23 protein-coding genes are annotated in these 24,377 nt (G+C 67.9%); 5 read left to right on the top strand and 18 right to left on the bottom strand.

What is annotated here, in order from left to right; all coding sequences use genetic code 11:
• The first annotated feature begins 22 nt into the window (after positions 1-22).
• Positions 23-1,498, top strand: a complete 1,476-nt coding sequence (locus MRBLWH12_RS00240; protein WP_363544752.1) for a hypothetical protein — start codon at positions 23-25, stop codon at positions 1,496-1,498.
• On the opposite strand, the gene MRBLWH12_RS00235 is transcribed toward MRBLWH12_RS00240, so the two are convergent.
• On the bottom strand, positions 1,471-1,989 hold the full coding sequence (locus tag MRBLWH12_RS00235; protein ID WP_363544749.1) for a VanZ family protein: 519 nt from the start codon (positions 1,987-1,989) through the stop codon (positions 1,471-1,473). The two genes, MRBLWH12_RS00240 and MRBLWH12_RS00235, sit on opposite strands and share 28 nt — an antisense overlap.
• 50 nt (positions 1,990-2,039) lie before the next feature.
• Between MRBLWH12_RS00235 and MRBLWH12_RS00230 the strand changes: the two genes are divergently transcribed.
• Positions 2,040-2,987, top strand: coding sequence for a Ppx/GppA phosphatase family protein (locus MRBLWH12_RS00230; RefSeq protein WP_363544746.1), 948 nt, complete (start codon positions 2,040-2,042; stop codon positions 2,985-2,987).
• Between the two features lie 199 nt (positions 2,988-3,186).
• Here the strand turns inward: MRBLWH12_RS00230 and glmM are convergent, their stop codons facing one another.
• The 4 genes from glmM to MRBLWH12_RS00210 all read right to left on the bottom strand — a co-directional run bounded on the left by glmM (position 3,187) and on the right by MRBLWH12_RS00210 (position 6,472).
• Positions 3,187-4,545, bottom strand: a complete 1,359-nt coding sequence (gene glmM / locus MRBLWH12_RS00225; protein ID WP_363544744.1) for a phosphoglucosamine mutase — start codon at positions 4,543-4,545, stop codon at positions 3,187-3,189.
• Positions 4,546-4,559: 14 nt separating this feature from the next.
• Positions 4,560-5,045: a 30S ribosomal protein S9 gene (rpsI, locus tag MRBLWH12_RS00220; protein WP_341975757.1), complete on the bottom strand. Its 486-nt coding sequence runs from the start codon at positions 5,043-5,045 to the stop codon at positions 4,560-4,562.
• 27 nt (positions 5,046-5,072) lie between these two features.
• A complete protein-coding gene (gene rplM / locus MRBLWH12_RS00215) occupies positions 5,073-5,519 on the bottom strand; it encodes a 50S ribosomal protein L13 (protein ID WP_341975758.1) in 447 nt (148 codons plus the stop codon).
• Positions 5,520-5,719: 200 nt separating this feature from the next.
• Entirely contained in the window at positions 5,720-6,472 is a 753-nt protein-coding gene (locus MRBLWH12_RS00210; RefSeq protein ID WP_363544740.1) for an MBL fold metallo-hydrolase, read from the bottom strand.
• A 70-nt stretch (positions 6,473-6,542) separates the two neighbouring features.
• Between MRBLWH12_RS00210 and MRBLWH12_RS00205 the strand changes: the two genes are divergently transcribed.
• The gene (locus MRBLWH12_RS00205) at positions 6,543-7,514 is read left to right on the top strand and encodes a GlxA family transcriptional regulator (protein WP_363544737.1); all 972 of its coding nucleotides are present in this window, start codon (positions 6,543-6,545) and stop codon (positions 7,512-7,514) included.
• 320 nt (positions 7,515-7,834) lie between these two features.
• A complete protein-coding gene (locus MRBLWH12_RS00200; protein WP_363544734.1) occupies positions 7,835-8,833 on the top strand; it encodes a hypothetical protein in 999 nt (332 codons plus the stop codon).
• A gap of 203 nt (positions 8,834-9,036) precedes the next feature.
• Here the strand turns inward: MRBLWH12_RS00200 and MRBLWH12_RS00195 are convergent, their stop codons facing one another.
• The 6 genes from MRBLWH12_RS00195 to MRBLWH12_RS00170 form a co-directional block, all read right to left on the bottom strand.
• Complete coding sequence (locus tag MRBLWH12_RS00195) at positions 9,037-9,705, bottom strand: endonuclease/exonuclease/phosphatase family protein (RefSeq protein ID WP_341975762.1); 669 nt, start codon at positions 9,703-9,705, stop codon at positions 9,037-9,039.
• Between the two features lie 63 nt (positions 9,706-9,768).
• Positions 9,769-10,668, bottom strand: a complete 900-nt coding sequence (locus MRBLWH12_RS00190; RefSeq protein ID WP_363544731.1) for a helix-turn-helix domain-containing protein — start codon at positions 10,666-10,668, stop codon at positions 9,769-9,771.
• 321 nt (positions 10,669-10,989) lie between these two features.
• Positions 10,990-11,844 carry a tRNA pseudouridine synthase A gene (locus MRBLWH12_RS00185; RefSeq protein WP_363544728.1) on the bottom strand — a complete coding sequence of 285 codons (855 nt, stop codon included), beginning with the start codon at positions 11,842-11,844 and terminating at the stop codon, positions 10,990-10,992.
• A 29-nt stretch (positions 11,845-11,873) separates the two neighbouring features.
• Positions 11,874-12,341 (bottom strand): ribonuclease E activity regulator RraA, encoded by a 468-nt coding sequence (rraA, locus tag MRBLWH12_RS00180; RefSeq protein WP_341975765.1) that lies wholly within the window; start codon positions 12,339-12,341, stop codon positions 11,874-11,876.
• A gap of 2 nt (positions 12,342-12,343) precedes the next feature.
• The gene (locus MRBLWH12_RS00175; RefSeq protein WP_363544724.1) at positions 12,344-13,885 is read right to left on the bottom strand and encodes an APC family permease; all 1,542 of its coding nucleotides are present in this window, start codon (positions 13,883-13,885) and stop codon (positions 12,344-12,346) included.
• A gap of 104 nt (positions 13,886-13,989) precedes the next feature.
• Positions 13,990-14,358, bottom strand: coding sequence for a winged helix-turn-helix transcriptional regulator (locus MRBLWH12_RS00170; protein ID WP_363544722.1), 369 nt, complete (start codon positions 14,356-14,358; stop codon positions 13,990-13,992).
• 96 nt (positions 14,359-14,454) lie between these two features.
• Between MRBLWH12_RS00170 and MRBLWH12_RS00165 the strand changes: the two genes are divergently transcribed.
• Positions 14,455-15,309 carry an SDR family oxidoreductase gene (locus MRBLWH12_RS00165; RefSeq protein ID WP_363544720.1) on the top strand — a complete coding sequence of 285 codons (855 nt, stop codon included), beginning with the start codon at positions 14,455-14,457 and terminating at the stop codon, positions 15,307-15,309.
• Between the two features lie 162 nt (positions 15,310-15,471).
• Here the strand turns inward: MRBLWH12_RS00165 and MRBLWH12_RS00160 are convergent, their stop codons facing one another.
• The 7 genes from MRBLWH12_RS00160 to MRBLWH12_RS00130 all read right to left on the bottom strand — a co-directional run bounded on the left by MRBLWH12_RS00160 (position 15,472) and on the right by MRBLWH12_RS00130 (position 24,375).
• A complete protein-coding gene (locus tag MRBLWH12_RS00160) occupies positions 15,472-16,266 on the bottom strand; it encodes an NAD-dependent epimerase/dehydratase family protein (RefSeq protein ID WP_363544718.1) in 795 nt (264 codons plus the stop codon).
• Positions 16,267-16,331: 65 nt separating this feature from the next.
• Positions 16,332-18,803, bottom strand: a complete 2,472-nt coding sequence (locus MRBLWH12_RS00155) for a CHAT domain-containing protein (protein ID WP_363544715.1) — start codon at positions 18,801-18,803, stop codon at positions 16,332-16,334.
• A gap of 20 nt (positions 18,804-18,823) precedes the next feature.
• Positions 18,824-20,347, bottom strand: a complete 1,524-nt coding sequence (locus MRBLWH12_RS00150; RefSeq protein WP_363544712.1) for a S8 family peptidase — start codon at positions 20,345-20,347, stop codon at positions 18,824-18,826.
• A 13-nt stretch (positions 20,348-20,360) separates the two neighbouring features.
• The gene (locus MRBLWH12_RS00145) at positions 20,361-20,837 is read right to left on the bottom strand and encodes a hypothetical protein (RefSeq protein ID WP_363544710.1); all 477 of its coding nucleotides are present in this window, start codon (positions 20,835-20,837) and stop codon (positions 20,361-20,363) included.
• The gene (locus MRBLWH12_RS00140) at positions 20,834-21,442 is read right to left on the bottom strand and encodes an RNA polymerase sigma factor (protein ID WP_363544707.1); all 609 of its coding nucleotides are present in this window, start codon (positions 21,440-21,442) and stop codon (positions 20,834-20,836) included. The genes MRBLWH12_RS00145 and MRBLWH12_RS00140 overlap by 4 nt, the downstream gene beginning before the upstream one ends.
• An 86-nt stretch (positions 21,443-21,528) precedes the next feature.
• Positions 21,529-21,816 carry a hypothetical protein gene (locus MRBLWH12_RS00135; RefSeq protein ID WP_341975786.1) on the bottom strand — a complete coding sequence of 96 codons (288 nt, stop codon included), beginning with the start codon at positions 21,814-21,816 and terminating at the stop codon, positions 21,529-21,531.
• Between the two features lie 105 nt (positions 21,817-21,921).
• Positions 21,922-24,375, bottom strand: a complete 2,454-nt coding sequence (locus MRBLWH12_RS00130; protein WP_363544704.1) for a M14 family zinc carboxypeptidase — start codon at positions 24,373-24,375, stop codon at positions 21,922-21,924.
• Positions 24,376-24,377 lie beyond the last annotated feature (2 nt).

Raw genomic sequence — 24,377 nt, 5'->3', positions numbered from 1 at the left:
GCGAATGCCCGAAGGACAGCCCATGAAGAACCTGCGAACTGCGATCTTCTGGCTGCTCGCGGCATCCCTCATCGCGGCGCACGTCATCGTCGGTTGGCACAGCCTCGTGGTCATGCGCCTGTGGGAGGACGAAGCGTTCAATCTCACGGTGCCGCTGAACCTGCTCGCCGGGCTCGGTTACACGAGTGACGGCGCTCTCTCCGGGTCGACGTTGACGCCCTTCGACCCGCGGATCTCCACCGGCGTCTCGGTGCTGCTTCCGGTCGCGGGCGTCCTCACGACCGGCATCGACCCGGTCATCGGCGCCCGACTCATCCCTCTCGCATACTGGGTTCTCCTCCTCGCCGGCCTGGCCGTGCTCGGCCGGCGCATCGGCGGACGCTGGGCGGCACTCGTCGCCCTGGCCGTGCCGCTGGCGTTCAACTCGGCGCTGACGATCTCCCCGATCCAGGGTCCGGCCGATCTGCTCGGCGAGATTCCCGCCGCCGCACTCATCGTGTGGGCTCTGGTCGTGCTGCCCCGGCGCGCCTGGCTCGCCGGCCTTCTCATCGGTCTCGCGGTGCAGGCCAAGCTCATCGCACTGCTCGTGCTGCCCGCCTTTGCCGTCGCGCTCTGGATCCTCTCGCCCGGCCGTGGCATGGACCGCCTCCGTGCGACCCTCAAACGTTGCTGGCTGCCTCTGTCGCTGGTCGCCCTCCCCACGTTCCTCGTCGAAGTCGCCGCCTTCGTCTCCCTGGGAACGAGCGGCTACGTCGACCACCTCCGGGCCCTCGTCGGCTTCCTCCGCAGCGGCGGGCAGAACTACGAACCGACCACGATCACGCAGAAGATCGGCACGCTGCTCGATGCCTGGTTCCTGCCGTGGTGGCTCACGCTGCTCATCGCGCTCACGGCATCCGCATTCATCGTCGGCGGATTCATGATCGCGCGCCGCCGCGCTGCGCCTGAGGCAGGGGCTGGCATCCCCCCGGTCGTGCAGTACTCGGCACTCGCGGCCGTCGTGGGTCTCGCCGCTTATGTCGGCTGGTGGGCCACCGCATCCCACCTCCCACTCTGGGTTCGCCACCCCTCTCCCGGGGTGTACGCCTTCCTGCCGATCCTCGCGGCCGTCGCCGTCTGGGGAGTAAGGATGCTGTGGCAGACGCAAATTCGCCCCGCCCGCATCGCGGCCGTCGCCGGTTCGGCGTTGCTGGTGCTCGGACTCGGCGCAGGCGGTGTACAGCACGCGTCATCGACCTTCACCCCTGGGCGGGAGACTCTTGAAACGCAACGGATCATCGTGGAACCGATCCGCGTCTGGGTAGCCAAGAACGATATCTCCTGGCTCGCGGCACAGCCATGGGGAAGCACCGCACCGGTCATCGTTCTGTCTGGAGCTCACCTCGGGTTGTTCGACGCCGAGGCCATGGCCAACGTAGCAAGGGTCACCGTCGAGCCATGCACAACCGAAGCTCTCGTGGACACCGGGATCTATCGGGTCTGCGCCGCCCCGGAGTAGTCCGGCGCTCGATGGCGGAGCAGGCCTTCGAAGGCGGCGACGGCGACGAGGCCAACGCACGCGCCGGCGAAGTTCGCGATCAGGTCGATGACGGTCGGGCTGCGACCAACGAGCAGCAGCGCCTGGATGCCTTCGATGGTCAGCGTGGCGAGGAATCCGAGCGGAACCACCAGGTAGCGATGCCGATGGAGCATCATCGCAAGACCGGCGCCGAGGGGAACGAACAGCAGCACGTTCGCCACGAATTCGACCCGCGTGGCGGTGAGCGCCGGGACGATCTCGCGGATCCGCCGCAGCCAGGGCGAGATCCCGAAGTCCGAAGGCTCCGGCCAGAAGACGATGTACACGAGGATCACGAGATAGACGATCGCGACCGCCCAGATCCAGCCCCGCCGTCGTGCGGCGCGCGGGTTCGTATGCACCGGAGTCTGCGCGGCAAGGCGCTGCGCTCGACGGGCTCCTGGAAGGTCGGGACGCGGCGGTATCTCCATGTCGCGCTCCTTCGTTCCCCGGGTGGTTCCCCAACGAATAGTCTCATACAGTGCGCTTAGGAGTTCTCGACATCGGGTCGAACACCGTCCATCTGCTGGCTGCCGACGTCCGCCCGGGAGGTCGACCGTTGGCGAAGACGAGCGACCGTACCGTCCTGCGGCTGATGCGCTATCTCACGCCCGATGGCGCGATCACTGAGGAGGGGGTCCTGGCGCTGATCGCTGCCGTCACACAGGCGCGCGCTGTCGCCGAGGCCGAGCGGGTCGATGCGCTGCTCGCCACCGCCACCAGCGCCGTGCGTGAAGCTCTCAACGGCGACGACGTCATCGCGCGCATCGAAGCGGCTCTCGGGCAGCCTCTCCAGGTGCTCGATGGCGAGACCGAAGCTGAACTCACCTTCCTCGCCGTGCGGCGATGGTTCGGGTGGTCGGCCGGTCAGCTGCTGCTCCTGGACATCGGCGGCGGGTCGCTGGAGATCGCCGCCGGCGCCGAAGAAGTGCCGGCCGCCGCCGCATCCGTTCCGCTCGGCGCCGGGCGCATGACGGTGGAGTTCCTGCCCAACGATCCGCCGGGCGAAGACGACGTCGAACGGCTCCGCGAACACGCCGCCGCGACGCTGGCGCCGATCCTCCCCCGGTTCGCCGCCCTGCCGAAGCCCGACCACGTGGTCGGCTCTTCCAAAGCGATCCGCTCGCTGGCGCGGCTCGTCGGCTACCCCGCGCCCGGATGGTCGGGGAGCGATCGGATGCTGCTTCCGCGCACCGCGCTCGGATCGTGGATCCCGCGGCTGGCCCGGCTGCCGGCATCCGCCCGTCAGGAGCTTCCGGGCATCACTCCCGACCGCACCTTTCAGATCGTCGCCGCGGCCGTCTCGCTGCACACGACGATGCGCGCACTCGACCTCGACGAACTCGAAGTCTCGCCCTGGGCGCTGCGCGAGGGCGTGCTGCTGCGCTATATCGAGCAGTTGACCTGGGGCGGCGTCGCCGAGCGCTGAGCCCGAGCGGAGCGCCGTCCCGTCACCTCGCCCGCAGCCGCGTTCCGGCGTGCACTTTGTCGGCTCAGAACACGGTTTGTCGGCGGAATCGGCCGTTCTGGACCGACAATCGTGATTCCCCGCCGACATTCCGACCGACAGCGAACCGGCCGGATGCTGATATCTCAGCATCCGGCCGGTTCGTTGTTCTGTACGCCTGTCAGAGCGCGAGGCGCTCACGAACGACGTCTGCGAGGCGCTCTGCGTGCCGCTGAACGGACTCGGCATCTGCTGCCTCGACCATCACGCGCACGAGCGGCTCGGTGCCGGAGGCGCGCAGCAGCACGCGTCCGGTCTCGCCCAGCTCGGCTTCGACCTCGCGGACCGCGGCGAGCACGCCTTCGTCGTCGTTCACACGCGAGCGGTCGACGCCGCGCACGTTGATGAGCACCTGCGGGTACACGGTCATCACCGAGGCGAGTTCTGCGGCCGACTTCTTCTTCCTGGCCATCTCCGCGACGAGGTGCAGACCGGTCAGCAGTCCGTCACCCGTCGTGGCGTACTCGCTCATGATGACGTGGCCGGACTGTTCGCCGCCGAGCGCGTAGCCGCCGGCGTTCATGTCCTCGAGGACGTAACGGTCGCCGACAGCGGTCTGGCGGACCGTGATGCCGTGCTCGCGCATCGCGACGTGCAAGCCCAGGTTGCTCATGACCGTCGCGACGAGCGTGTCGTCGACGAGGTGGCCGCGTTCCTTCATCGAGACCGCGAGGATCGCCATGATCTGGTCGCCGTCGATGACGTTGCCTTCGGCGTCGACCGCGAGGCAGCGGTCGGCGTCGCCGTCGTGCGCGATGCCGATGTCGGCTCCGAGACGGACGACGGCCTCAGCGAGCTTGTCCAGGTGAGTGGATCCCACGCCGTCGTTGATGTTCAGACCATCAGGATCGGCGCCGATGACGGTGACCTCGGCGCCTGCATCCCGGAACGTCTCCGGCGAGACACCTGCGGCTGCACCGTGCGCGCAGTCGAGCAGCACGTGGATGCCGTCGAGCTGGTTCGGCAGCGAGCCGAGCAGGTGCACGACGTAGCGGTCCTCAGCATCCGAGAAACGGCTGATGCGACCGACACCGGCACCCGTGGGCTGAAGCTTCTCACCGGTCATCGCGTCTTCGATGCGCGCCTCGACGATGTCGGGGAGCTTCACTCCGCCGCGCGCGAAGATCTTGATGCCGTTGTCGGGAGCCGGGTTGTGCGAGGCGGACACCATGACGCCGAAGTCGGCATCCCGGTCAGCCACCAGGAACGCGAGCGCCGGGGTGGGGATCACTCCCGCATCGAGGACGTCAACGCCAGAGGACGCGAGTCCCGCGGCCACGGCGGCCGAGATGAAATGCCCGGAGACACGCGGGTCTCGGGCGATGACGGCGGTGAGCCGCTTGCCCTCGGCCTTGCGCGCCTCGGCAGTACGGCCCTGGCCCAGGACGACAGCAGTCGCCTGGGCCAGGGTGAGCGCGAGGTCGGCGGTGAGGATGCCATTGGCAAGCCCTCGCACACCGTCCGTGCCAAAGATCGGCATCGGAGCAGTGGACCTTAACGCTTCGAGTACTGAGGCGCCTTGCGGGCCTTCTTGAGTCCAGCCTTCTTGCGCTCCTTGACGCGCGCGTCGCGCGACAGGAAGCCGGCCTTCTTCAGGGTCGGACGGTTGTTCTCCTCGTCGACGCCGTTCAGCGAACGAGCGATGCCGAGACGCAGCGCGCCGGCCTGACCCGAGGGGCCACCACCGGAGATGCGGGCGATCACGTCGTACGCACCGGTGAGGTTGAGCACCGTGAACGGGTCGTTGATCAGCTGCTGGTGCAGCTTGTTCGGGAAGTAGTCCTCGATCGTGCGGCCGTTGACCGTGATCGTGCCCGAGCCGGGAACGATGCGCACGCGGGCGATGGCCTGCTTGCGACGGCCGACAGCGGCACCCGGAACGCTCAGCACGGGGCGGGGAGCCGCCTCGACTGCTTCGGTCTCGGGAGTCGACGTCGAGAAGTTCTGGGGGGTTTCGTTGGTGTCCTGAATGTCAGCCACGAGTATGTCCTTAAGTCTTTACGGCGCTTACTGGGCGACCTGGTCGAGGGTGTACGGCTGGGGCTGCTGCGCGGAGTGCGGGTGCTCGGCACCGACGTACACCTTGAGCTTCGTCAGCTGCTGACGGCCCAGGCTGTTCTTCGGGAGCATGCCACGGATGGCCTTCTCCACAGCGCGAACCGGGTTCTTCTCGAGGAGCTCGGCGTAGGTGACCGACTTCAGGCCGCCCGGGTAACCGGAGTGGCGGTAGGCCAGCTTCTTCTGGAGCTTCTGACCGGTGAGCGCGACCTTCTCTGCGTTCACGATGATGACGAAGTCACCCGAGTCGATGTGGTTGGCGAAGGTGGGCTTGTGCTTGCCACGCAGGAGCGTTGCGGCGTGCGAGGCGAGACGGCCGAGAACGACGTCAGTGGCGTCGATGACGACCCAGTCACGCTGGACCTCGCCGGCCTTCGGGGTGTAAGTGCGCGTCACGATAGTGCTGCTTTCTTGTTCGAACGGAGGAGTTCGTGAATCCCACTCCGGGGTGGTTCTTCCCGAGAGGGAGGAACACGCCAGTGGAGGGCTCACGTTCGGATGATGTCCCGATCCGGTTGCTCCGAAGAGCGCACCGAGAAGGGCACCAAAGAGTCAGCATACGCCATCCGGTGCCCCACTCTCAAACTGTGCGCGGCTCAGCCGATCGTGACGCGCTCCCCCGGCGGGAGCAGGCGCAGCCGATCGCCACGGTCGGCGAACTCGAACATCAGCCTCAGACGGTCGCGCGTCTCCGAGAAGTGGAACCAGCCTTCGGCGTGGATGGGCACGATCACCGCATCCGCCAGCACCTCGGCAGCCTCCAGCGCCGTGCGGGCGTTCAGGGTCAGGTCGGAATCGCCGAAGCGACCGACGTTCGCCGCTCCCGCGAACAGGACGGCGACGTCGATACGCGGGAATCGCTCAGCGATCTCGCGGACGACATCGACCGAAGCGTTGTCACCGGAGACGTACACGGTCGGCTCTCCGTCGCTCTGCAGGATGAAGCCGATGACGGGGCCGCTCAGCGCCTCGGCACCCTCCGGACCGTGCAGCGCCGGAACCGCCGTCACTGTGACATCGCCGACACGATGCGCCTGCCACGGTGCGAGACCGGTGACGTGCGGGATGCGGGTCGCGGACCCTTCGGTGCCGAGCACGAGAGGCACCCCCGGGAGCAGAGCACGACCCGCGTCGTCGAGGTTGTCGGCGTGCTCATCGTGCGACAGCAGGACGACATCGATCGCACCGAGGGCGGATGCCGGAACGGCCGGCCCGGTGAGCTTGTGCAGCGTGATGCCGCCGGGGTAGGAACCGGGCTCGTCGAAGGTCGGGTCGGTGAGGAATCCGAGTCCGCCGTAGGTGAAGTGAAGGGTCGGACCGCCGACGAGGAGAGCGTTGATCTTTGTCATGAGTCGAGTCTTCGGCATCCGGTCTCGGTAATCCAGTGGCCTGAATGCCATTGTCCGATAAGATCAGGCCATGCCTGATTCCCGCCCACGCCTGCGCGTCGCCGTCCTCGCCTTCGCGCACATCAGTCCGTTCCACCTCTCGGTGCCGACGTTGGTGTTCGGCGGCGCCGGACTCGACAGCGTGGAGGGGCTGTACGACGTCGTCGTGTGCGCGGAGACACCGGGATCGCTCCCCACCGGCGCCGGGTACAGCATCACGGTCGACACCGGGCTCGACGCGATGGCGGATGCGGATCTCGTCGTCATCCCAAGTTGGCGGTCCGACACGGATCCGAGCGAAGAGCTGCTCGACGCCGTCCGTGCGGCGCACGCGCACGGCGCGCGGATCGTCGGCCTGTGCCTGGGCACGTTCGTCGTGGCGGCATCCGGAGTCGCCGACGGCCGCGAAGTGTCGACTCATTGGGCCGCGGCGCCTCGTCTGGCCGCACGCGAGGCGAACGTCCGTGTGCGGGAGGACGTGCTGTGGAGCGACCTCGGCGACGTCATCACCTCGGCCGGCGCTGCAGCCGCCCTGGACTGCTGCCTGCATATCGTCCGCTCCGACCACGGCAGCCTCGCGGCGGCAGCGCTCGCCCGGTCGCTGGTGCTCGCCCCGCACCGCACGGGATCGCAGGCCCAGTACATCCCCGCGCCCGTCGTGGCCGCGACCGCCGACGATCCGATCGGGCGGGCGATGCTCTGGGCCCGCGAGCGGCTCGCCACCACGATCGACGTCGACAGCTGGGCGGCATCCGTGCACCTGTCGCGCCGCACCTTCACCCGACGATTCCGGGATCGCACCGCCACGAGCCCTCAGCAGTGGCTGCTGGACCAGCGCATCGAATGCGCGCGGACCCTACTCGAAGGCGGCGTCGATTCTGTCGATCGCGTCGCCGAGCTGGCCGGCTTCGGCAGCGCCGTGTCGCTGCGCCTGCATTTTCGCAAACGGCTCGGCGTGAGCCCGGCAGCACACCGCACGGCGTTCCGCACGAGCGCTGCCTGAGGTCAGCCTCACTCAGTCTCCCCTTCCCCCCTTCCCCTTCCTCCCTCACCCCCCACCTCCCTCAGCAGGGGTCACAGATGGCCGCCTCAGGGCATCTGTTGCGGCAAACTGCGTCCCCTCTTCCTGGGCAGGGGGCGCAGTTTGTCGCCTCCGATGCCCGGACGCGACAATGTGCGTCCCCTCGTGCGGCTGCGACAGGTTGGAGACGACGACAGGAGCCGCGCACGACGGTTCCTGCACTTCTGAGAACTTCGAGCGAGTCTCCACAGGTCGTGGATATCGAGACCGGATGCTGCGCATCCATCGAAGAGAGTGGAGGAGTGCCCCGCCCGCCCTGCCCGCTCCCCGATGACCTTGGCCGCCAGTTCTCGGCCGCGCGTGCAGTCGGACAGGGGATCACCAGACGACGACTGCGCGCGAAGGATCTCTCCTCGCCGTTCTATGGCGTGCGCCGCTATGTCGACACCGAATCAGGCGAGGGCGACGACACGGAATACGGACCGCTGTCGATCGACCGGCAGCAGCGGGCGCGAGTCTTGCGTGACGCACATGCCTACGCCGAGGTCATGCCGGCGGGCAGCTTCTTCTGCGGGCGCACAGCGGCCGTGCTTCATGGCGCTGCGATCGACCACCCGGGCGACCTCGAGGTCGGAGTGGTCTCCCCTGGCCGAGCGCCGCGCGCCCGCGGTATCCGAGGGCGAAGGATCGCCGAGCATCTGGTTTCGGTACGCACTCACGAGGGGCTGCGCTTGGCTAGTCCCGCTTCGACGTGGGCGATGCTCTGCACCGAACTGTCGGTGCGCGAACTCGTCGCCCTCGGCGATGCGATGGCGCGAATCCCCCGCGATGACTTCGGTCGTCAGCATCCTGAACTCGCTCTTGCCACGCTGACGCAACTGCACGCCGCCGCCGATGCTGGTCCTCGACCACCAGGAACCGGTCGTCTGCGCGCGGCAATACAGAAGGTGCGAGTGGGGAGCTCATCACCGCTTGAGACCGAATACCGGCTCGATGCCGCAACCGGCGGCCTACCGGAACCGGAGCTCGACGTCGAGATTCGCAGCTCGAACGGCCGCCTGCTCGGCATCTCCGAGGTCGTTTATCGAGAATTTCGATTGATCGTCGAGATCGAGGGCGACCACCACCGCACCTCCCGATCGCAATGGAACCGCGATATCGAGAAGTACCAGGCCTACGCCGAAGCAGGTTGGGAGGTGGTGCGCTTGACGTCGACCCACATCCGAGGCTCTCGTCCGACGGGGATCTCGATCGTGCGCAAGGCGCTCCTCCGTCGCGGATGGGATGGTGCTCCCAAATGACCAGGCCGCGCACGCCAGGGCGCGGGGCAGGGGACATACCTGGTCGCATCCCGCAGCCTCATGCGACCACCTTCGTCCTCTCTTCCTGGGCAGGAGACGCAGATTGTCGGGTCCAGGCGCTCCAGACGATCATCTTCGCCCCCTGCCAGTGGCACCACCCACAGGGGCGAACGGGGTCGCATCCGCACGAGCGCTGCCTGAGGTCAGTGCGGCTGCGCTGTCACCAGGATCGGCCGGTGATCACTCGATGCCTGCGGCAGCGTGGTGATGCGCTCGATGTCGAAGCCGACGGAGGTGGCGAAGTCGTAGTGCCCGCGGAAGACGCGATAGCGCGTGTACGTGTGGTCGTCGCTGAGGCTCAACGTGTACCCGTGGTCGCGCACGGTCTGGCTGAGGTTCTCCTTGAACACGGGGTAGTTGTAGTCGCCGACCATCAGCACAGGCAACCCCTCGCCGAGGGTTGCCAGCTCGGTGAGTGCGGCACGGATCTGATGACGGCGCAGCCTGTTCAACGCCGTCAGCGGCGCCGCGTGGAACGAGGCGACGATGATGTCACGCCCGTTGTCGATGTCGTGCAGGCGCACACCGAGCACTCTCTCGTGCGCGGGCTTCAGCAGCATGTCGTGCAGCGACTTCTTCAGCCCGATCGTGCGGATCTCCTGCACCTGAAAGGTGTTCGCCCGGTAGTAGACGGCGAGTCCCAGCCGGTTGTCCTGCGTGGCCTGTGCCATCACGAGATCGCCGACGCTCTCGGGCAGATCCTGCACATCGCACTCCTGCAGACACAGGATGTCGGGGGCGTGCGCCTCTTCGAGCGCGACGAGCTCGCTCGCGGCCCGATGCTTGCGGAGGTTGTAGGAGATGACCTTCATCGAACTCCACGCTACCCCGCCTCAGCCGGACGCGGGGTGACGACCTCGCGCGGTTCCCCGGCATCAAGAGTCGGCGTCGAACCCCCAGCGGATGCCGACGATGCCAGGACCGAACCCGAACCGGGCGACGTGGATGGCACCACTCGCGATCGTCCGCATCCGCACCGTCTCCTGCTCGTCCACCACGGTGTACTCCTCGCACCAGTCCGGGACGGCGTCAGGATGAAAACGCACCCAGAGCAGGGTCTGCCGGTTCGGACGATCCACCCCGTGCCAGAGTGTGCGCCGATCCGGATAGGCCGCCGGGAAGCTCTCGGTGTACTCGATGAGCCCCGTGCTGCCGACCGGGATCGGATCATCGAAGGCGATGACGTCGCAGACGACCCGCCCGAGCGGATGCCGAAGACTGCGATCGACGCGTCCGCCGATCACTTCCGTGATCGACTTGGTCTCCGGTGCGTCGAGCGGCGCGAGGTCATAGAGCGGCACCTCGGCGATGGTGGCCTCCATCGACTGCACCAGCGCCCGCGTGACGACCCGTTCGAGATCTCCGTGCGCATCCACATACCCGACGAGCGACACGGAGAGATCGCGTATTCCGCTCTGTGCCACGGTCCCCAGCGCCTGCGCCGTCTCCTCGATCTCCTGGTCGATGTTCAGAGCGAACGTCTGTTTGAGCTCCGGTTCCGGCTTTCGACCGATCCGTGGCACCGGCCGGATCAGCCCGGTCAAGTGACCTCGGTGCAGCCCGAAGATGTCCTCGATGTCCTCGATCGCGCTCAACGACAGCGCCCCTTCGGGCTGTCGGTCCCCGGAACGCCAATAGCTCAACGTCGCCATGGACACCGGGTTGCCCCGATCGGTGAGTCGACGTTGCAGGCTGGTGAGCGTGATGCCGCGCTCCTCGACCAGGGCGCGGAACTCGCCGGCGAAGCCCCCCACCGAACTGTCCATCTCGTTCATCACAGTTCCCCAATCCCTGTGAAGCATTGACCTGGAGTCAGCATACGGTTCCGCGCAGTGATCCCCGGAGAAACGGTCAGTGCCCGGCCGTCCACGGCGGATCCATCACACTTCCCCAGGTGCTCCGTGAACACGTCTGCCATAACTTGACCGTAGGACCCGCGAAATCTCACTCTCCGGTGGCACCGCGGATCCGCAACCATCGGGGTGTCGAGCCGACTCCCCGATGGTCCAGCTCTGTGGCCGCCGCTCTGGGGAGGAAGGCGGCCGCAGAGCCCACCGGTTCAGAGCCCGGCGATGCGTTCCCAGCTCACAGCCGAGTCACTCGGTCGACGACTCGCCATCGCGGCGCGCGCGTGTCTGCGTGGCTCGGGTGGCGAGCAGTTCGTCAGCCGGATAGCCGACCTCGGTGAGCGTGAGGCCGCGCGCGGCGAGCACCTTGAACTCGCTGGTGCGCTCCAGCGCATCTCGCAGCACCACGGGATCGGTGACGTCGAGCCGCCCCGCGCCGACAGCCGCGCACGCACCGACCAGCGACCGCACCATGCTGTGGCAGAAGGCATCGGCTTTCACCTCGGCCACGAGCACCCCGTCGGCGTCGCGCTCCCAGCGGTAGTCGAGCAGCGTGCGGATGGTCGTGGCCCGCTCACGGGGAATGCAGTAGGCCGCGAAATCGTGCAGTCCGATGAGAGTCCGCGCGGTGGCATCCATCGCCTTTTCGTCGAGAAGACCGCGAATGTCGGTGGTGTCGTGTCGACGCAGCGGATCGTATCCGGCACCGTCGTCGGCGAGGCGATAGCGGTATCGGCGCCAGACGGCGGAGAAGCGGGCATCGAAGCCCTCCGGCGCGATCGTCGACCGCAGCACCGTCACGTCGGGATAGGCGCCGAGGACGCCGCGCATGCGCCCCGCGATCGACCCCGCCGGGTCGTGCGCTGCTTTGCCGTGGCGCCGCTCGATGCGCGCCCACTGCTCGTCGTCGAGATCGACATGGACGACCTGCCCCGCGGCGTGGACGCCGGCATCCGTGCGTCCGGCGACGACGAACTGCACGTCCGAGCCCACGATCCTGGCCAGCGCCGCCTCGAGAGTGCCCTGCACCGTGCGCAGCGTCGGCTGCTTCGCCCAGCCGCGGAAGTGGGTACCGTCGTAGGCGATGTCGAGCCGGATGCGCACGGATCCAGCCTAAGTCACGGTCCCCGGGTTCACCGCTCGACGAGGATGCCGTCCTCGTCGCTGTACAGACGCGCACCGACCCGGAACACGACGCCTCCGAATTCGAGGGCGATATCGACCTCGCCCGCGCCGTCCTTGGCGCTCTTGCGCGGGTTCGTGCCCAGCGCCTTCACGCCGAGGTCGAGTGAGCCGATCGCCACGCTGTCGCGGATCGCGCCGTGGATGACGACACCGGCCCAGCCGTTGGCGACGGCGGATGCCGCGATCAGGTCGCCCATCAGCGCCGTGTTCAGGGAACCGCCGCCGTCGACGACCAGCACTGAGCCTGCACCGGGCGACGCGAGGATCGCCTTCACCAGCGCGTTGTCCTCGAAGCAGCGCACCGTGCGAATCGGTCCGTCGAACGCGGACCGTCCGCCGAACGACCGCAGCTGCGTCGGCAGCGACTGGATGCTCTCGCCGAGCTCGTCGTAGAGGTCCGCCGTGGCGATCGGCATCGTCAGATGCCTCCGTCGATGGACCGCGTGAACTCTCCCGGCTCGTCCGGGACCATGACCTGGGTGTCGCGGTTCAGGCTCTCACCGCGGAAGAACCGCTTCGACCGCGGGAAGAGGAACCAGACGAACATCAGCACGATGCCGACGGCGAGCGAGCCGATGCCCACCACGAACGTGCCGCCGATGCCGAACAGCACCGTGTATCCGTAGTCGACGTCCCACATGTCGATCGCCGACTGCACGAATGCACCCGTGAGCATGAGTGCGCCAAGCAGCGGGAAGAGTCCCTTGAAGAAGAACGCGTGCGCCGAGCGGAACAGATCGGCGCGGAAGTACCAGACGCAGGCGAAGCCGGTGATGGCGTAGTAGAACGCGATTGCGAGCCCCAGCGAGAGGATCGAGTCCTGCAGGATATTGTCGCTGATGAGCGTCATGCCCACGTAGTAGGCGATGGCGACGACGCCCATCACCAGAGTCGAGAACGACGGTGTCTTGTACTCGGGGTGGACGTCCTTGAACTTCGCGGGCAAAGCGCGGTACACACCCATCGCGAGCGTGCCGCGGGCCGTCGGCAGGATCGTCGTCTGCGTCGACGAGATCGCGGAGAGGATGACGGCGACCACGAGCGCCCAGCCGAACGGGCCGAGCAGCCCGTCTTTGATCGCGAGGAAGAAGTCGTCGGCGTTCGCCTCGTTGCCGAGCCCGGTGGCGTCATCGCCGAGTCCGGCGTACATCATCGCCGCGATCGTGACCGAGACGTACGTCACGAGGAGGATGACGGTGGTCAGGAGCGCGGCGCGACCGGGGATGCGCTTCGGATCCTTGGTCTCTTCGTTGAGGGCAAGGCAGGTGTCCCAGCCCCAGTAGATGAAGAGCGCGAGCAGGATGGCTTCGGTGAAGCCGGACCAGTCGGTGAACGCGAACGGGTTCATCCACTCCCAGTCGAAGGGGGTGGGGTTCGGCGCGGTACCCGCGGCGAACTGCCAGAAGGCGGCGACGACGAACACCGCCAGCGCCAGGTACTGGATGCCCAGCAGCACGTTCTGGATGCGCTCGCCGATCTCGACACCGCGCCAGCTGACCCAGGTCATCGCGGCGATGAAGATCACCGCGACGATCACGACCCGCAGGTCGTTGTTCTCGAGGTCCTGGCCGATCAGCGCCCAGAAATACACCGACGCGATCTGCGCGAGGTTGGCGAGGACGACCATGCCCGCCACGGCAACGCCCCAGCCGCCCATCCATCCCACCCAGGGGCCGAAGGCCTTGGTCCCCCATGTGAACGTGGTGCCGCAATCGGGCACGGCGTTGTTGAGCTCTCGATACGCGAAGGCGATGAGCAGCATCGGGATGAACGCGATGATGAACGCGATGGGCGCTTGCGCGCCCACGGCGAGCACCACCCAGCCGAGAGTCGCGACCAGCGAGTACACGGGCGCGGTGGAGGCCAGACCGATGACGGTGGAACCCCAGAGCCCCAGTGTGCCGGCCGCCAGTCCCTTGCCTTCAGGGTGTTCCAGATGAATGGGCGTCGTTGCAACCATGCTGTGAACAGTACGACCACTGCTGTTCTCGGGTCAAGTCAGCAATCTAGACAACGAAATTCATACATCTAGTAGGGGTTGAACAACGGAATCCGCGTTGATCGTCATGGCAAGCGATCGAGCATCCCGTCGGAGTTGTCCGCCACCCATTCGACAAGCGGCAGCATCCGCGCCATGAGATCGCGTCCGAGCGGGGTCAGGCTGTATTCGACGTGCGGGGGCACCGACGGGAATGATTCCCGATGCACGAGGCCGTCGTCCGTGAGAGTGCGCAACGTCGACGCGAGCATCTTCTCGCTGATGCCGCCGACCTCTCGTCGAAGCTCGCCCCAGCGTCGCGTGCCATCCGACAGCGACGAGAGGATGAGCACGCCCCACTTGCTCATGATGTGGTCGAGGATGACGCGCGTGCTGCATCCCGGATCGAACACCATCGGAGACGATTCCTTTATCTGCGCGAAACTAACGGCCATGTAGGTACCTTACTTCAAAGTGGGTACCCAAAGACTGGAAGGTTTGTAGCGAGATGCCGGTTGTCATGGACGATCCACTCACGAAAGGACTTCCCCATGACCACTCTCATCACCGGCGCGACCGGTCAGCTCGGCCGCCTCGTCATCGACAGCCTCCTCGAGCGCGGCGCTGAGCCGCAGTCGATCGTCGCCGGAGCCCGAGACACGGCGAAAGCGGCGGACCTGGCCGCACGCGGCATCCGGGTCGTCGAACTCGACTACAACGCCCCCGCCACGGTGAAGGCCGCCGTCGATGGCGTCGACACCGTCCTCCTGGTCTCCGGCTCCGAGGTCGGCAGCCGGGTCGCCCAGCACCGGGCGGTCATCGACGCCGCCGCTGCGGCCGACGTCGCGAAGCTGGTGTACACGAGCGCTCCGAAGGCCACCACGAGCGATCTTGTTCTCGCACCAGAGCACAAGGCCACCGAGGAGCTCATCGCGGCCTCCGGAATCCCTGCCGTGATCCTGCGCAACAACTGGTACACCGAGAACTACGCCGGCGCCCTCGCGCAGGCGACCGAGTCCGGCGTCCTCGCCGCGAGTGTCGGCGAGGGGCGCGTGGCATCGGCGAGCCGCCGCGACTTCGCAGACGCCGCAGCGGTGGTCCTCCTCGAAGACGGGCACGTCGGCGAGGTGTACGAGCTCGGCGGCGACGTCGCCTGGAACTACGACGAGCTCGCCGGCGCGATCACCGAGGTCTCCGGTCGGCCGGTCGACTATCAGGCGCTGTCGACGGAGGAGCACGCTGCCGTCCTGACAGGTGCGGGCCTGGATGCGGGAACGGTCGGGTTCGTGACGGCGCTGGACGCGGGGATCCGCGACGGCGCGCTCGCCGACACCGACGGCACACTCGCCCGTCTCATCGGGCGCCCCACGACGCCGCTCGTCGAGGGACTCCGCGCGGTCGCCTGATCAAAGTGCGTCGCTCCCCGATCCCGCGCTTCCCGACCGGAGGCCCGCTTCGGGGAGCGACGCGACTACGGATCACAGCGCCGCTCGACGCTGAGTGAGCGGCGGCGGCGTGATCGGGCCAGCCCTGCTCGTCGTCGCAGGGCGTCACGGCCGCGACGCCGTTCAGTCGGTATGCATTCGCTCAACCGAGTATTCGGCTGTGGCGTAGGTCCCCCCTTGCGGGCCACCGGGGAAGGGCGGCTGATCGCTCCCGAGCTCGGCGGCGTCGTCGATCGGCACGAATCCCGCTGCCCGCCCTGCCTCGAGACTCCACCAGCGTTCGGTGTTGTTCGAGACTGCGTAGAAGACTGCATGCCTCTGGTCGGTGGTCATCGCGGCATCGAATGCGCGGAGGGCGTCGCGAGGGCTGAGCCAGGTGTGCATCTCCCGCGGGGATCCGGGCGTCGGCTCATAGCTGCCGATGCGGAGGGCGATGGTGCGGAGATCGAACTTGTCCGAATAGAGGCGGCACAGGGCTTCACCGGCGACCTTGGAGACGCCGTAGAACCCGTCGGGCCGCGGGGGCATCGCCTCCTCCACCGGAGTGTCAGCGTCGTAGAACCCGGTCACGCGGTTGCTGCTGGCGTAGACGACACGGCCCACCTCTGCACGGCGCGCCGCTTCGAGCACGTGGTAAGTGCCGACGATGTTGATCTCCGCAAGATCGTGGAAGTCCGCCTCATCGGCGATTCCGGCGAGGTGAATGACACCGACGCATCCCTCGAATGCCGCTTCCAGACCCGCAAGATCGCCGACGTCGCAGCGGAGGAGACGCTCTGAAGGGGTCACCCGGGTGATCTCCGCGACATCGATCGACACGAGTTCGACGGACGTGTCGGCGAGGTGCTCCCGGAGAGCGGTGCCGATGGTGCCGGCGGCTCCCGTGATGGCCCAGCGCTGTGCGCGTGTCTCGTTCATTCAGTCGACGCTAGCGGAAGGCGTGAGCGCCTCGGTTGCGCGCGCCCCCGTCGTCAGGGAACGGTTCAGAATCCTGCGCCGTGGGCTTGAAAAGGGGCCACGATCCCCGTCTCCTCGGCCGCGCGCGCAAGCGACTCGGCTGGCACCATGCCGGCGGCGAGCCGCTCGTGCATCGCGGCGAGCAGATCGCATGCGACGTCATCGGCGACCACAACGGGAGACGCGATGACGCAGCGCGTACCGGCGTGCAGCCATGCTCGAGTCATCCCGATGGCTTCTTCGCCCCATCGGACGGACGAACGGCCGAGCTCGCACGCCGAGAGCACCACCGTGTCGGGGACCTTCGGAATGAGGTCGATGTCATAGCCGAAGAGCGCGCCATCGGTGAGTTCGAGGCCGGAGAACAGCGGGTTCTCGGCCGAGTGCCTGCCGTGCGCCGCGATATGGAGGGTGCCGACCGTCGAAGCGAGCTTCTCGGTCTCGTCGACGGTCGCCGCCTCCGGAGGAAGAACGGTTGCCCCGTTCCAGGCTGATGCCGCTCGCTCGATCTCCTCCGGGCCACGCGAGATACGGGGGCCGACGACGAAGCCCACGCCCGGCGCGGCCCCTCCCCGCCGGTCGGCGACCCACTGACTCGCCGATGTCGCGATCGTGAACGCTCTGCGGCGCATTCCCGGCAGCATCCCCCAAGGGATTCCGCCCAGGACGCCGGGGACGGTGATCGCGACGCGCCTCTCGCCGATGGTTTCCACGATCGGCTCGACGAGCACCGACGACAGCGCCGCCAACCGCTGTTCGAGCGACTCTCGCACGACCGGCACCATCGGTCCCGAGCGAACCGATGCGCTGACGTCGAGGTCTGCGCGCAGCCCCGCATAGGCAGTACTGATGCGCGCCCAGGGACCGATCTCGATCACCCTGGCCAGGTCGTCGGTCACGGCGAGCGCCGTGATGCCCGTGCCGTCGAAGACGTAGGTGACGAGCGCCGTGTCCGCAGCGAGGGTCGAGCGAAGGTCTTCGAGTTCGATGCGATCCCGTGATCCCGCCGCACCGGTCGAAGACCACTGCCGACGGCGGACCCGCTCGCTCAGCTCGGCGGCACGAGGCGACGCGAGCCAGTCGCCCGCTCCGGACTCGGAGCGCAGCATCCGGAGCTCGGCGAGGTCCGCGGCCAACGCCTCATCCCGCGGCGGACGCACCGGAATCGTCTGTTGGCTGAGGTGCCGAGCGCGCTCCGACCAGTCGAACACGACGTCGGGCCGCCGCGAACGCACGGCAGATCTGAGGCCGGCGAAGATCAACCCGCCGCCGTGCATCACGAGCGACGTCGCGAGGTCGAGACTTCCGAACGACCGCTGCCATTCGGCGAGCGCGTCCAAGCCCGTGGCAGCATGCCGTCTCGCGCCGGACTCGTTTCCGCGCGCCGCAGCGCGGGCGGATCGTACTTCGTGTGCGAGCAGGCGCACCTGCAGCGGAGCATCGCTCGGCGTGCGAATGACTGCCGTCGGTGCCGCCGGATGCGGGTGGTCCGCGAGCCGGAGCTCTCGAGTCAACCGCAGCGCCTCTGCGTCGGCACGCAGGTCTCTCGCCTGGAGCGCCGCGATGACGGCGTCCGCCTCGGCCACCGCGGCTGCCGGCACGCGCCGCCGCTCGCCGGAGTGCTCGGTCACGGGCGCGAGCTGCGCGCGCAGACGCAGGGCGTCGGCGCGGAGCGCCCACCACTCACTGCTGATCCCCCGGAAGGTGCGGGCGGCGGCAGTCGCGGTCGCAGCCGCCCGCACGGGCGTGTGCGTGAGAAGAGACCGCGCCAGGTGGAACTGCGCCTCGCCCTTCGCCTGCCGCATCCGGTTCGCGGCGAAGACGCCGACCACCCGTTCGAGACTCTGCTCCGCTTCGCGAGCGAGTCCTGCATCCCGGAGCACTTCTGCGCGGTCGAGGTCACAGATGGCGGCGTTGACGGCGGAGGCCGCGGCAAGCGCGCCCCTGGCCTCCTCCATCGTCTCGAGCGCCACGATGAGATCGCCCTCGAGCAGCGCGATATAGCCGGCATTGTGCATGGCCATCGCCCGCTCGACCTCACCCCCGACCGTCTGGTAGTCGCTGGCCGCCGCTTCGACGTCGGCACGCGCCGCCGCCAGATGTCCGGCCTGGCTGTGCGCGACACTGCGATTGACCAGCATCGGCGCCCGATACTCCACCTCGTCGCGGATCCCCGCGATCCCCCGGTCCAGGAGGGCGACCGCCTCATCGAGCGCGCCTCTCTCCAGCGCGAGGAGACCGAGCTGGCCGTAGACGATCGCCGCGGTGCCATCCGAGACCCCGGGAAGCGCGAGCGCCTGCTGGCACAGCTGCGCAGCGGCATCCGGATCACCCTGGCGGATCGTCAGCGCGGCGAGCGAACCCGCAATGCGAGCACGCAGATCCGGGTCGTCGGTGCGCTGGCCCGCGAGGAGCAGCACCCGCCGCGCAGCAGCGTTCTGCCCCGCGTTCAGGTGGGCGCGACCCCGACGGTGCAGCTCTGCGGCGGATAGCCTCATGCATTCAGGATGGCGGGTGGTCAGTCCATCCGCGAGTGGTCCTGTGCGGTGAGTTCCTTCACCACGCTCTTCTTCGCCGCATCAGGACTCTCGCCGGCCACGATTCGCGCCGCGATCCGCCCGGCGACCACGGGAGCCGCGAACGACGTGCCGCTCCACACCCCGAACCCGCCCCGGAAGTCGTCGACGTCGAGCGTCTCCCGACGATGCCCGTGGCCGTCATCCCTCGTGCCCGCCTGGATGCCGCCCTCGAAGGTGATCGGCACCGTGGAGAGCAGCGAGACACCGGGGGCGTACACCTCGACCCAGTCCCCGATGTTGGAGAACAACGCGATGGAGCGGTCGGATGGGTTGAGCGCGCCGACCGACACATGACGGCCGGGATCGTTCGAGGGGATCGCGGCCGGGTACGTCGGCCTCGACGTTGCTTCATTCCCCGCGGAGCATACGACGACGCAGTCCCGCATGCGGATCTCGTCGAGGAGCCTCTTGAGCTCGGACACGGTGTCCGGGTCATCGGGTGTCTCGTGGTGAAAGCTGAACGACAGATTCAGCACCGCGACCTTCGAGCCACCTCGCTTCGATTCGAGGGCGCTGTCGTCCATGAACTCGACGAGCCGGCCCAGCGCTCCGATCAGGTCGCTCTCGAGGATGACCCCCTCGCCGTCGGCGACACGTACCGGAAGGATCAACGCGTCGGGGCATTCCTGGTGGATGATTCCGGCGATGAAGGTGCCATGCCCGGCGGCATCGTCGAAGATGCCGTCGAGCGGCTCGGCGAGCGACGGTGTGCGCTCCGGATTCGTCGGCGATTCCGGCTCGATGCCGATCGGTTCGCCGGCGCCGAGGCGCGGCTCGATGACGGCATCCTTCAGCCACGGGTGTTCTCCCCAGCCGGTGTCGAAGACCGCGACGATGGGACGGATCGCATCAGGATGGCGGCGGGTCGGCTTCGCCCCGAGGTAGGTCACCGGCTGCAGGCCGCCGGAGCCGAGCTCGCCGTAGCTCCCGATGCCGACTGTCCCCGCGTTCGCCTTGAACGGATTCGCTTTGAAGGGATTCGCTTTGAACGGGTTGGCTTTGAACGGGTTCAGACCGATGGGGTCGGTCGTGAGGACGTGGTTCAGACTGATCCCGCGTTTCCCCCAGCCGGTGCGTCGCGCCTGCCGCAGCAGGGCCCACGCGTCGGGTGTCGCGACGACGTGCTCCGCCTCCTTGGCCATACCCAGGCGGAGACGCACGGACCTGCTCACGCCACGAGATCGCGGAATCGGCATGCCTCTCTGGGGGTCGATGCGGGGGTCTTCGATGTTTCCGCCGCTCTCGCCGGCGTCCACCGTCCATCCCGACTTCTCCGCAAGCGCCCGCAGCCGCTCGACCGCACGGGCGTCCGCCTCGCCGGTATCGACCAGAAGCTCGTCGGAGACGTACAACGCCGGGAAGACGGTGCCCGGCACCTCACCAGCGGGGTCCAGCAGCGTGAACCGCCTGACCTTCCGCCAGTCATCGGGATTCCGCCTGGTCTCCACGCCCTGATCGCTCACGTCGGCTCCTCACTCACACTTCGAATTGGGGGGTCTGGAATTCGTGCAGCTCGCCGTCAGCGGCCCGCACCACGATGCGCATCCTGGAGACGCCTGCGGGTATCGAGTCGAACTCGAAGCGCCCGTTGTCGCCGGCGCCAGCCGACCAGTCGCGCTCCCCCTGCGCGAGGCGGATGGCGAGAGCCTCGGCATCCACCCACCCGTCGATACGCCTTGAGCCGTCTTCGGTCGCTGTCACGTGCAGCAGCACGCTGGTCTTCCCGTCGCTGAACTGCAGCGTCGCGGTGTCGGCTTCACCACGGATCACCGCGAGCGGTGATCCCTCGACGAGCGTCAGCAGTTCATACGCGCGAGACACGTCCTCGACAGCGACGGCCGCGACCATCCGGTCGACGAGGTCGTCCGGTTCGGGATCCGCCTCCCGCCACATCTCGCGAAGCCGCGCGAACAGCGCGATCTCGGGGCCTTGGCCCTCATCGTTCATGCTCATGATCTTCCTCCCCAGCCGTCGCCCTCGAGCAGGGCGCGGAGCTTGCCCAGACAGCGCTGGCGCGTCGGTCCGATGGACCCGATCGGCATTCTGAGATCTGCAGCGATGTGGGCATAGTCGGGTCGTTCCTCGAACGCGATGACTCGCAGGAGTCGCTGGCATCGTGCGTCGAGCGTTCCGACGCTGATCCACAGGCGACGACGGTCGTCCTGCACCTCCGCGCTCTGCTCGGCCGACTCCTGCGGAGGCAGGTGATACTCGAGCGTTTCCACTTCGGTCGCGTCATCGCGCCGGTGCCCTTTGCCCACTCGCCACGCCTCGCGGCGCGCGCACATCGTCAACCACCCCGAGATCGCCAGCGGCTCGATGATCGACTCGTGCCTGCGGACGAGCGTCAGCCACGTCGTCTGCACGACGTCCTGCGCGAGGGCGGCGTCGAGCCCGTAGGCGCGCACGACATGCCACAGCGACGGAGTCATGAGCCGCACGAGCTCGTCCATCGCGCTGCCGTCGCCGTCACGCCAGCGTACGAAGAGGGAGCCCGCGCGTTCCCAGCGCGCGGGCTCGGTGGAATCGACCGCGTCAACGGTGCCCTCCTGCGTCATACGGTCAATTGTGTCCACAGCGAGGAGAGAGCGATAGGGCGGTGCCTGATACATGGCCAAACGTCCAATTCTCCGGTGACACCGATTCAGTTGGACGGCGCGGCTCCGACATCGATGGCGAGCCATCGCCGGATGACGTCGCCGTTCTCGTCGTCCCAGTCGGGTTCGGTGAGCGCCCATCGATGCATGAAACGTGCCGCCACATCGCGGTGCAGCCCGGCCTCGAGAACTTCGGCGAGCGCCTCCGCCTCCGCGAACTGCAGACTGCAGATGACTTCCTGGGCTCCCTGGGATCCGCTGAGGAGTTCTCGGAAGGTGCGGGCCAGTCGGTTGACGGCCTGCTCGAGACTCTCCGCGGCGACGGTGGTGTTCATGATTCGACCTCCTGGACGTTGATGGGGTGGAGCATCCTGTGCGCCTCCACATAAGAGAAGAGGGCGCAGGGCGCCTCGCGATACAACATCGGGAGGCATCCCTGTTCAGACCACCCGGACGCTCCGCCTGACCACGCGCACGAAGGGCGAACCGCCGGGGAGGCGACCTTCGATGCGGATGCTCACGCTCGAGAAGCCCGGTGGCAGCACAGCGGTCGTACCGTCCCAGGTCAGGTGGCGCGGCCGCAGGCGGGCGTGCTTCGCGAGGATGCCCTGGAGCTTCTCGGACTCGCGGTCAGGGTCGAGATTCTCCGGAAGCAGGAGGCGCGGGTGCGCGACCGATGCGACGCTGACTCGGGGTGCGGTGAGCGGATGCTTCTCGAATCGCGCCCGCACCTCCAGCGTCGACGGCTGTCCCTCCTTGAGCACGTCCGGCAGCCGGAGCTTCAGACGCAGCGGCGACCGGACGAAGGCGGCGACCGCACTCGCCACGGGTCGCGCGAACCGTTGGCCGCGATCGCCGCGGTCACCCCGCGCGCCGCGCAGGAGCCGCCAGATTCCGACGGCGGGGCGGAGGACGGTGATATTCACGTATCCGTCGCCTCCGCTCATCCGCACGCCCCAGTCGTCCACCCGAACTGCCCGTCCGGAGGGCGAGATCAGCACCACCCGCCCGAGCGTGCCCGACGGCGTTGAGACGCTCACCGTGAGCTCATCGGCATCCGGCTCGACCGGAATGTCGATCATCGGCGCACTGTCGATCCGGTTGACCACGAGACCCTGATCGGTGAGACCCGCGCGCATATCGTTGTAGGCGAGGTGCAGGTCGAGTGCAGTGGGACTGTTGAGGAACAGCCCGCCGGTGGACGTCGCGATCGACTGCAGGAGCGGGGCGTCTGCGGCGGGGCCGAGCGCGACGGTGTAGACGCGGAGGCCCGCGGGAAGCGCGGCGAGCGCCGTCGCGACCGTCGGGTCGACGTTCTGGAACCCGTCGGAGACGAGCAGCACCGCGCGCGGCGGCGCTGCCCCGGTCAGCTCACCCGCCGAGGCGATGATTCCAGCGCCGATCGGGGTCCAGCCGCCGAACGCGATGCCGTCGACCGCGGCCCTCATCGTCGCCGCGTCACCCGGATCGTCGAGCGGCGTGAGCGGCGCCTCCACCCTTGCGCGGTCGGCCGGCGGGGTCACCCCGGGAGCGGGGTCGGCGAAGCTGACCACGGCGGTCCTGTCGCCGAGGGACAGCAGATCGATGAACCGCTTGGCGTTCTGTCGCGCCGCGGACTCGTAGCCGAAGGCGACCATGCTGCCGGTCCGGTCGATACACTGCACCACGCTCAGCGGGGCGGGTGTCGTGACGGTGAGGGTCCTGGTCGCTTCGGCGAGCGCGCGCAGCCCGGTCGTCACCTCGGCGATGACGGGCGTCGCCTGCGCCCACGGCGGCTGAAAGTCCAGCCCGCACTCGGTGTTGAAGCCGAACACGCGATGCGCGAAGAACATGTACTCGTCGGAGGGACCCGCATGGTTCGATGTCGTGCCGAGCGAGTAGGCGTTGCCGTTCACCGATTGGATCGCGGTGCGCAGCGTCGTCTCGAGCCCCGCGTAGATCGCCTCATCGGCGGCTGACACCGGCTCGGATGCCACGAAACTGCCGCCGGCCGGGTTCGGGCGCAGGATCTGCTCGCCGTACGAGTGCGCGTCCACTCCCACGAGCACGTTCGGAAACTGCTCGAGCACCCACCGGATGTTCCGATTCTCCGCCTCCGAGAAGGCGAATGCTCCGCGGAACGTGTCGTTGCAGGAGGCGCCGGAAGAACCAGCTCCCCCGAAGTAGACCTCGTAGTTGCGGTTGTTGTCGACGCCGAAGCATCCGCCGCCGTTGTTCCGCCGGTTTTTACGCCAGCCTGCGTCGTCATGCACCGAGAACGTCAGCCCGTCCGGATTGAGCACCGGCACGATCAGGATGTCGAGGCCGTCGACGAGCGCGGTGATCGCCTGCACTTCCGGATCGACGCTCGCCGGGTCGTAGTTGTTCAGCAGCTGCGCCGCGAACTCGATCGCGATGAGCGGATTCATCCACTCGCGCGCGTGCGTGCCACCGATCAGCAAGATCCCCGGTTTGCTCTTGGATGCCGGTGTCGTCGTGATCCGCAGGAGCTGAACGGATGCCGGCCCCGCAGCGGATGCGAGGGAACCGTCGTATCCGAGGGTGGCCTCGGGAAGCGTGGTGAGTGCGCACAGAGTCGGATGCGCCGCCGCGAGTGCGGTGATCGCCGCCGCCACGCCGGGACCGTCGAGATACCCCGAGACGAATCCGGTCGCGATATCGGCCAGACCACCGCCCACGTCGTCGCGGAGATCGCGGACCTGCAGTTCCGAGACCCGGGTGACCGGCAGCCCGAGCGTCTCGACGATGCCGATCTCGGCATCCGTCAGCACCAGGTGGAGCTCGCCGCCGACCACCATGCGGTGGTCGGCGGCGATGCTGCCATCGGTGTCGAGCTGGGCGACGACGAGCAGATTCGCCGGCGTCGCCGGCACTGTGCACCGAAAGGCAGCCATGG

The sequence above is a fragment of the Microbacterium sp. LWH12-1.2 genome (assembly GCF_040675825.1).
Lineage (GTDB): Bacteria > Actinomycetota > Actinomycetes > Actinomycetales > Microbacteriaceae > Microbacterium.
Note: the sequence above shows the minus strand (reverse complement) of the source record. Positions and strands in the feature narration are given on the sequence as shown.

Coding starts and splice junctions, on each gene's coding strand:
- MRBLWH12_RS00240 (WP_363544752.1), top strand. CDS start 23: ATGAAGAACCTGCGAACTGCGATCTTCTGGCTGCTCGCGGCATCCCTC.
- MRBLWH12_RS00235 (WP_363544749.1), bottom strand. CDS start 1,989: ATGGAGATACCGCCGCGTCCCGACCTTCCAGGAGCCCGTCGAGCGCAG.
- glmM (WP_363544744.1), bottom strand. CDS start 4,545: ATGCCGATCTTTGGCACGGACGGTGTGCGAGGGCTTGCCAATGGCATC.
- MRBLWH12_RS00210 (WP_363544740.1), bottom strand. CDS start 6,472: ATGACAAAGATCAACGCTCTCCTCGTCGGCGGTCCGACCCTTCACTTC.
- MRBLWH12_RS00205 (WP_363544737.1), top strand. CDS start 6,543: ATGCCTGATTCCCGCCCACGCCTGCGCGTCGCCGTCCTCGCCTTCGCG.
- MRBLWH12_RS00195 (WP_341975762.1), bottom strand. CDS start 9,705: ATGAAGGTCATCTCCTACAACCTCCGCAAGCATCGGGCCGCGAGCGAG.
- MRBLWH12_RS00190 (WP_363544731.1), bottom strand. CDS start 10,668: ATGAACGAGATGGACAGTTCGGTGGGGGGCTTCGCCGGCGAGTTCCGC.
- rraA (WP_341975765.1), bottom strand. CDS start 12,341: ATGCCGATCGCCACGGCGGACCTCTACGACGAGCTCGGCGAGAGCATC.
- MRBLWH12_RS00175 (WP_363544724.1), bottom strand. CDS start 13,885: ATGGTTGCAACGACGCCCATTCATCTGGAACACCCTGAAGGCAAGGGA.
- MRBLWH12_RS00170 (WP_363544722.1), bottom strand. CDS start 14,358: ATGGCCGTTAGTTTCGCGCAGATAAAGGAATCGTCTCCGATGGTGTTC.
- MRBLWH12_RS00165 (WP_363544720.1), top strand. CDS start 14,455: ATGACCACTCTCATCACCGGCGCGACCGGTCAGCTCGGCCGCCTCGTC.
- MRBLWH12_RS00160 (WP_363544718.1), bottom strand. CDS start 16,266: ATGAACGAGACACGCGCACAGCGCTGGGCCATCACGGGAGCCGCCGGC.
- MRBLWH12_RS00155 (WP_363544715.1), bottom strand. CDS start 18,803: ATGAGGCTATCCGCCGCAGAGCTGCACCGTCGGGGTCGCGCCCACCTG.
- MRBLWH12_RS00145 (WP_363544710.1), bottom strand. CDS start 20,837: ATGAGCATGAACGATGAGGGCCAAGGCCCCGAGATCGCGCTGTTCGCG.
- MRBLWH12_RS00140 (WP_363544707.1), bottom strand. CDS start 21,442: ATGACGCAGGAGGGCACCGTTGACGCGGTCGATTCCACCGAGCCCGCG.
- MRBLWH12_RS00135 (WP_341975786.1), bottom strand. CDS start 21,816: ATGAACACCACCGTCGCCGCGGAGAGTCTCGAGCAGGCCGTCAACCGA.
- MRBLWH12_RS00130 (WP_363544704.1), bottom strand. CDS start 24,375: ATGGCTGCCTTTCGGTGCACAGTGCCGGCGACGCCGGCGAATCTGCTC.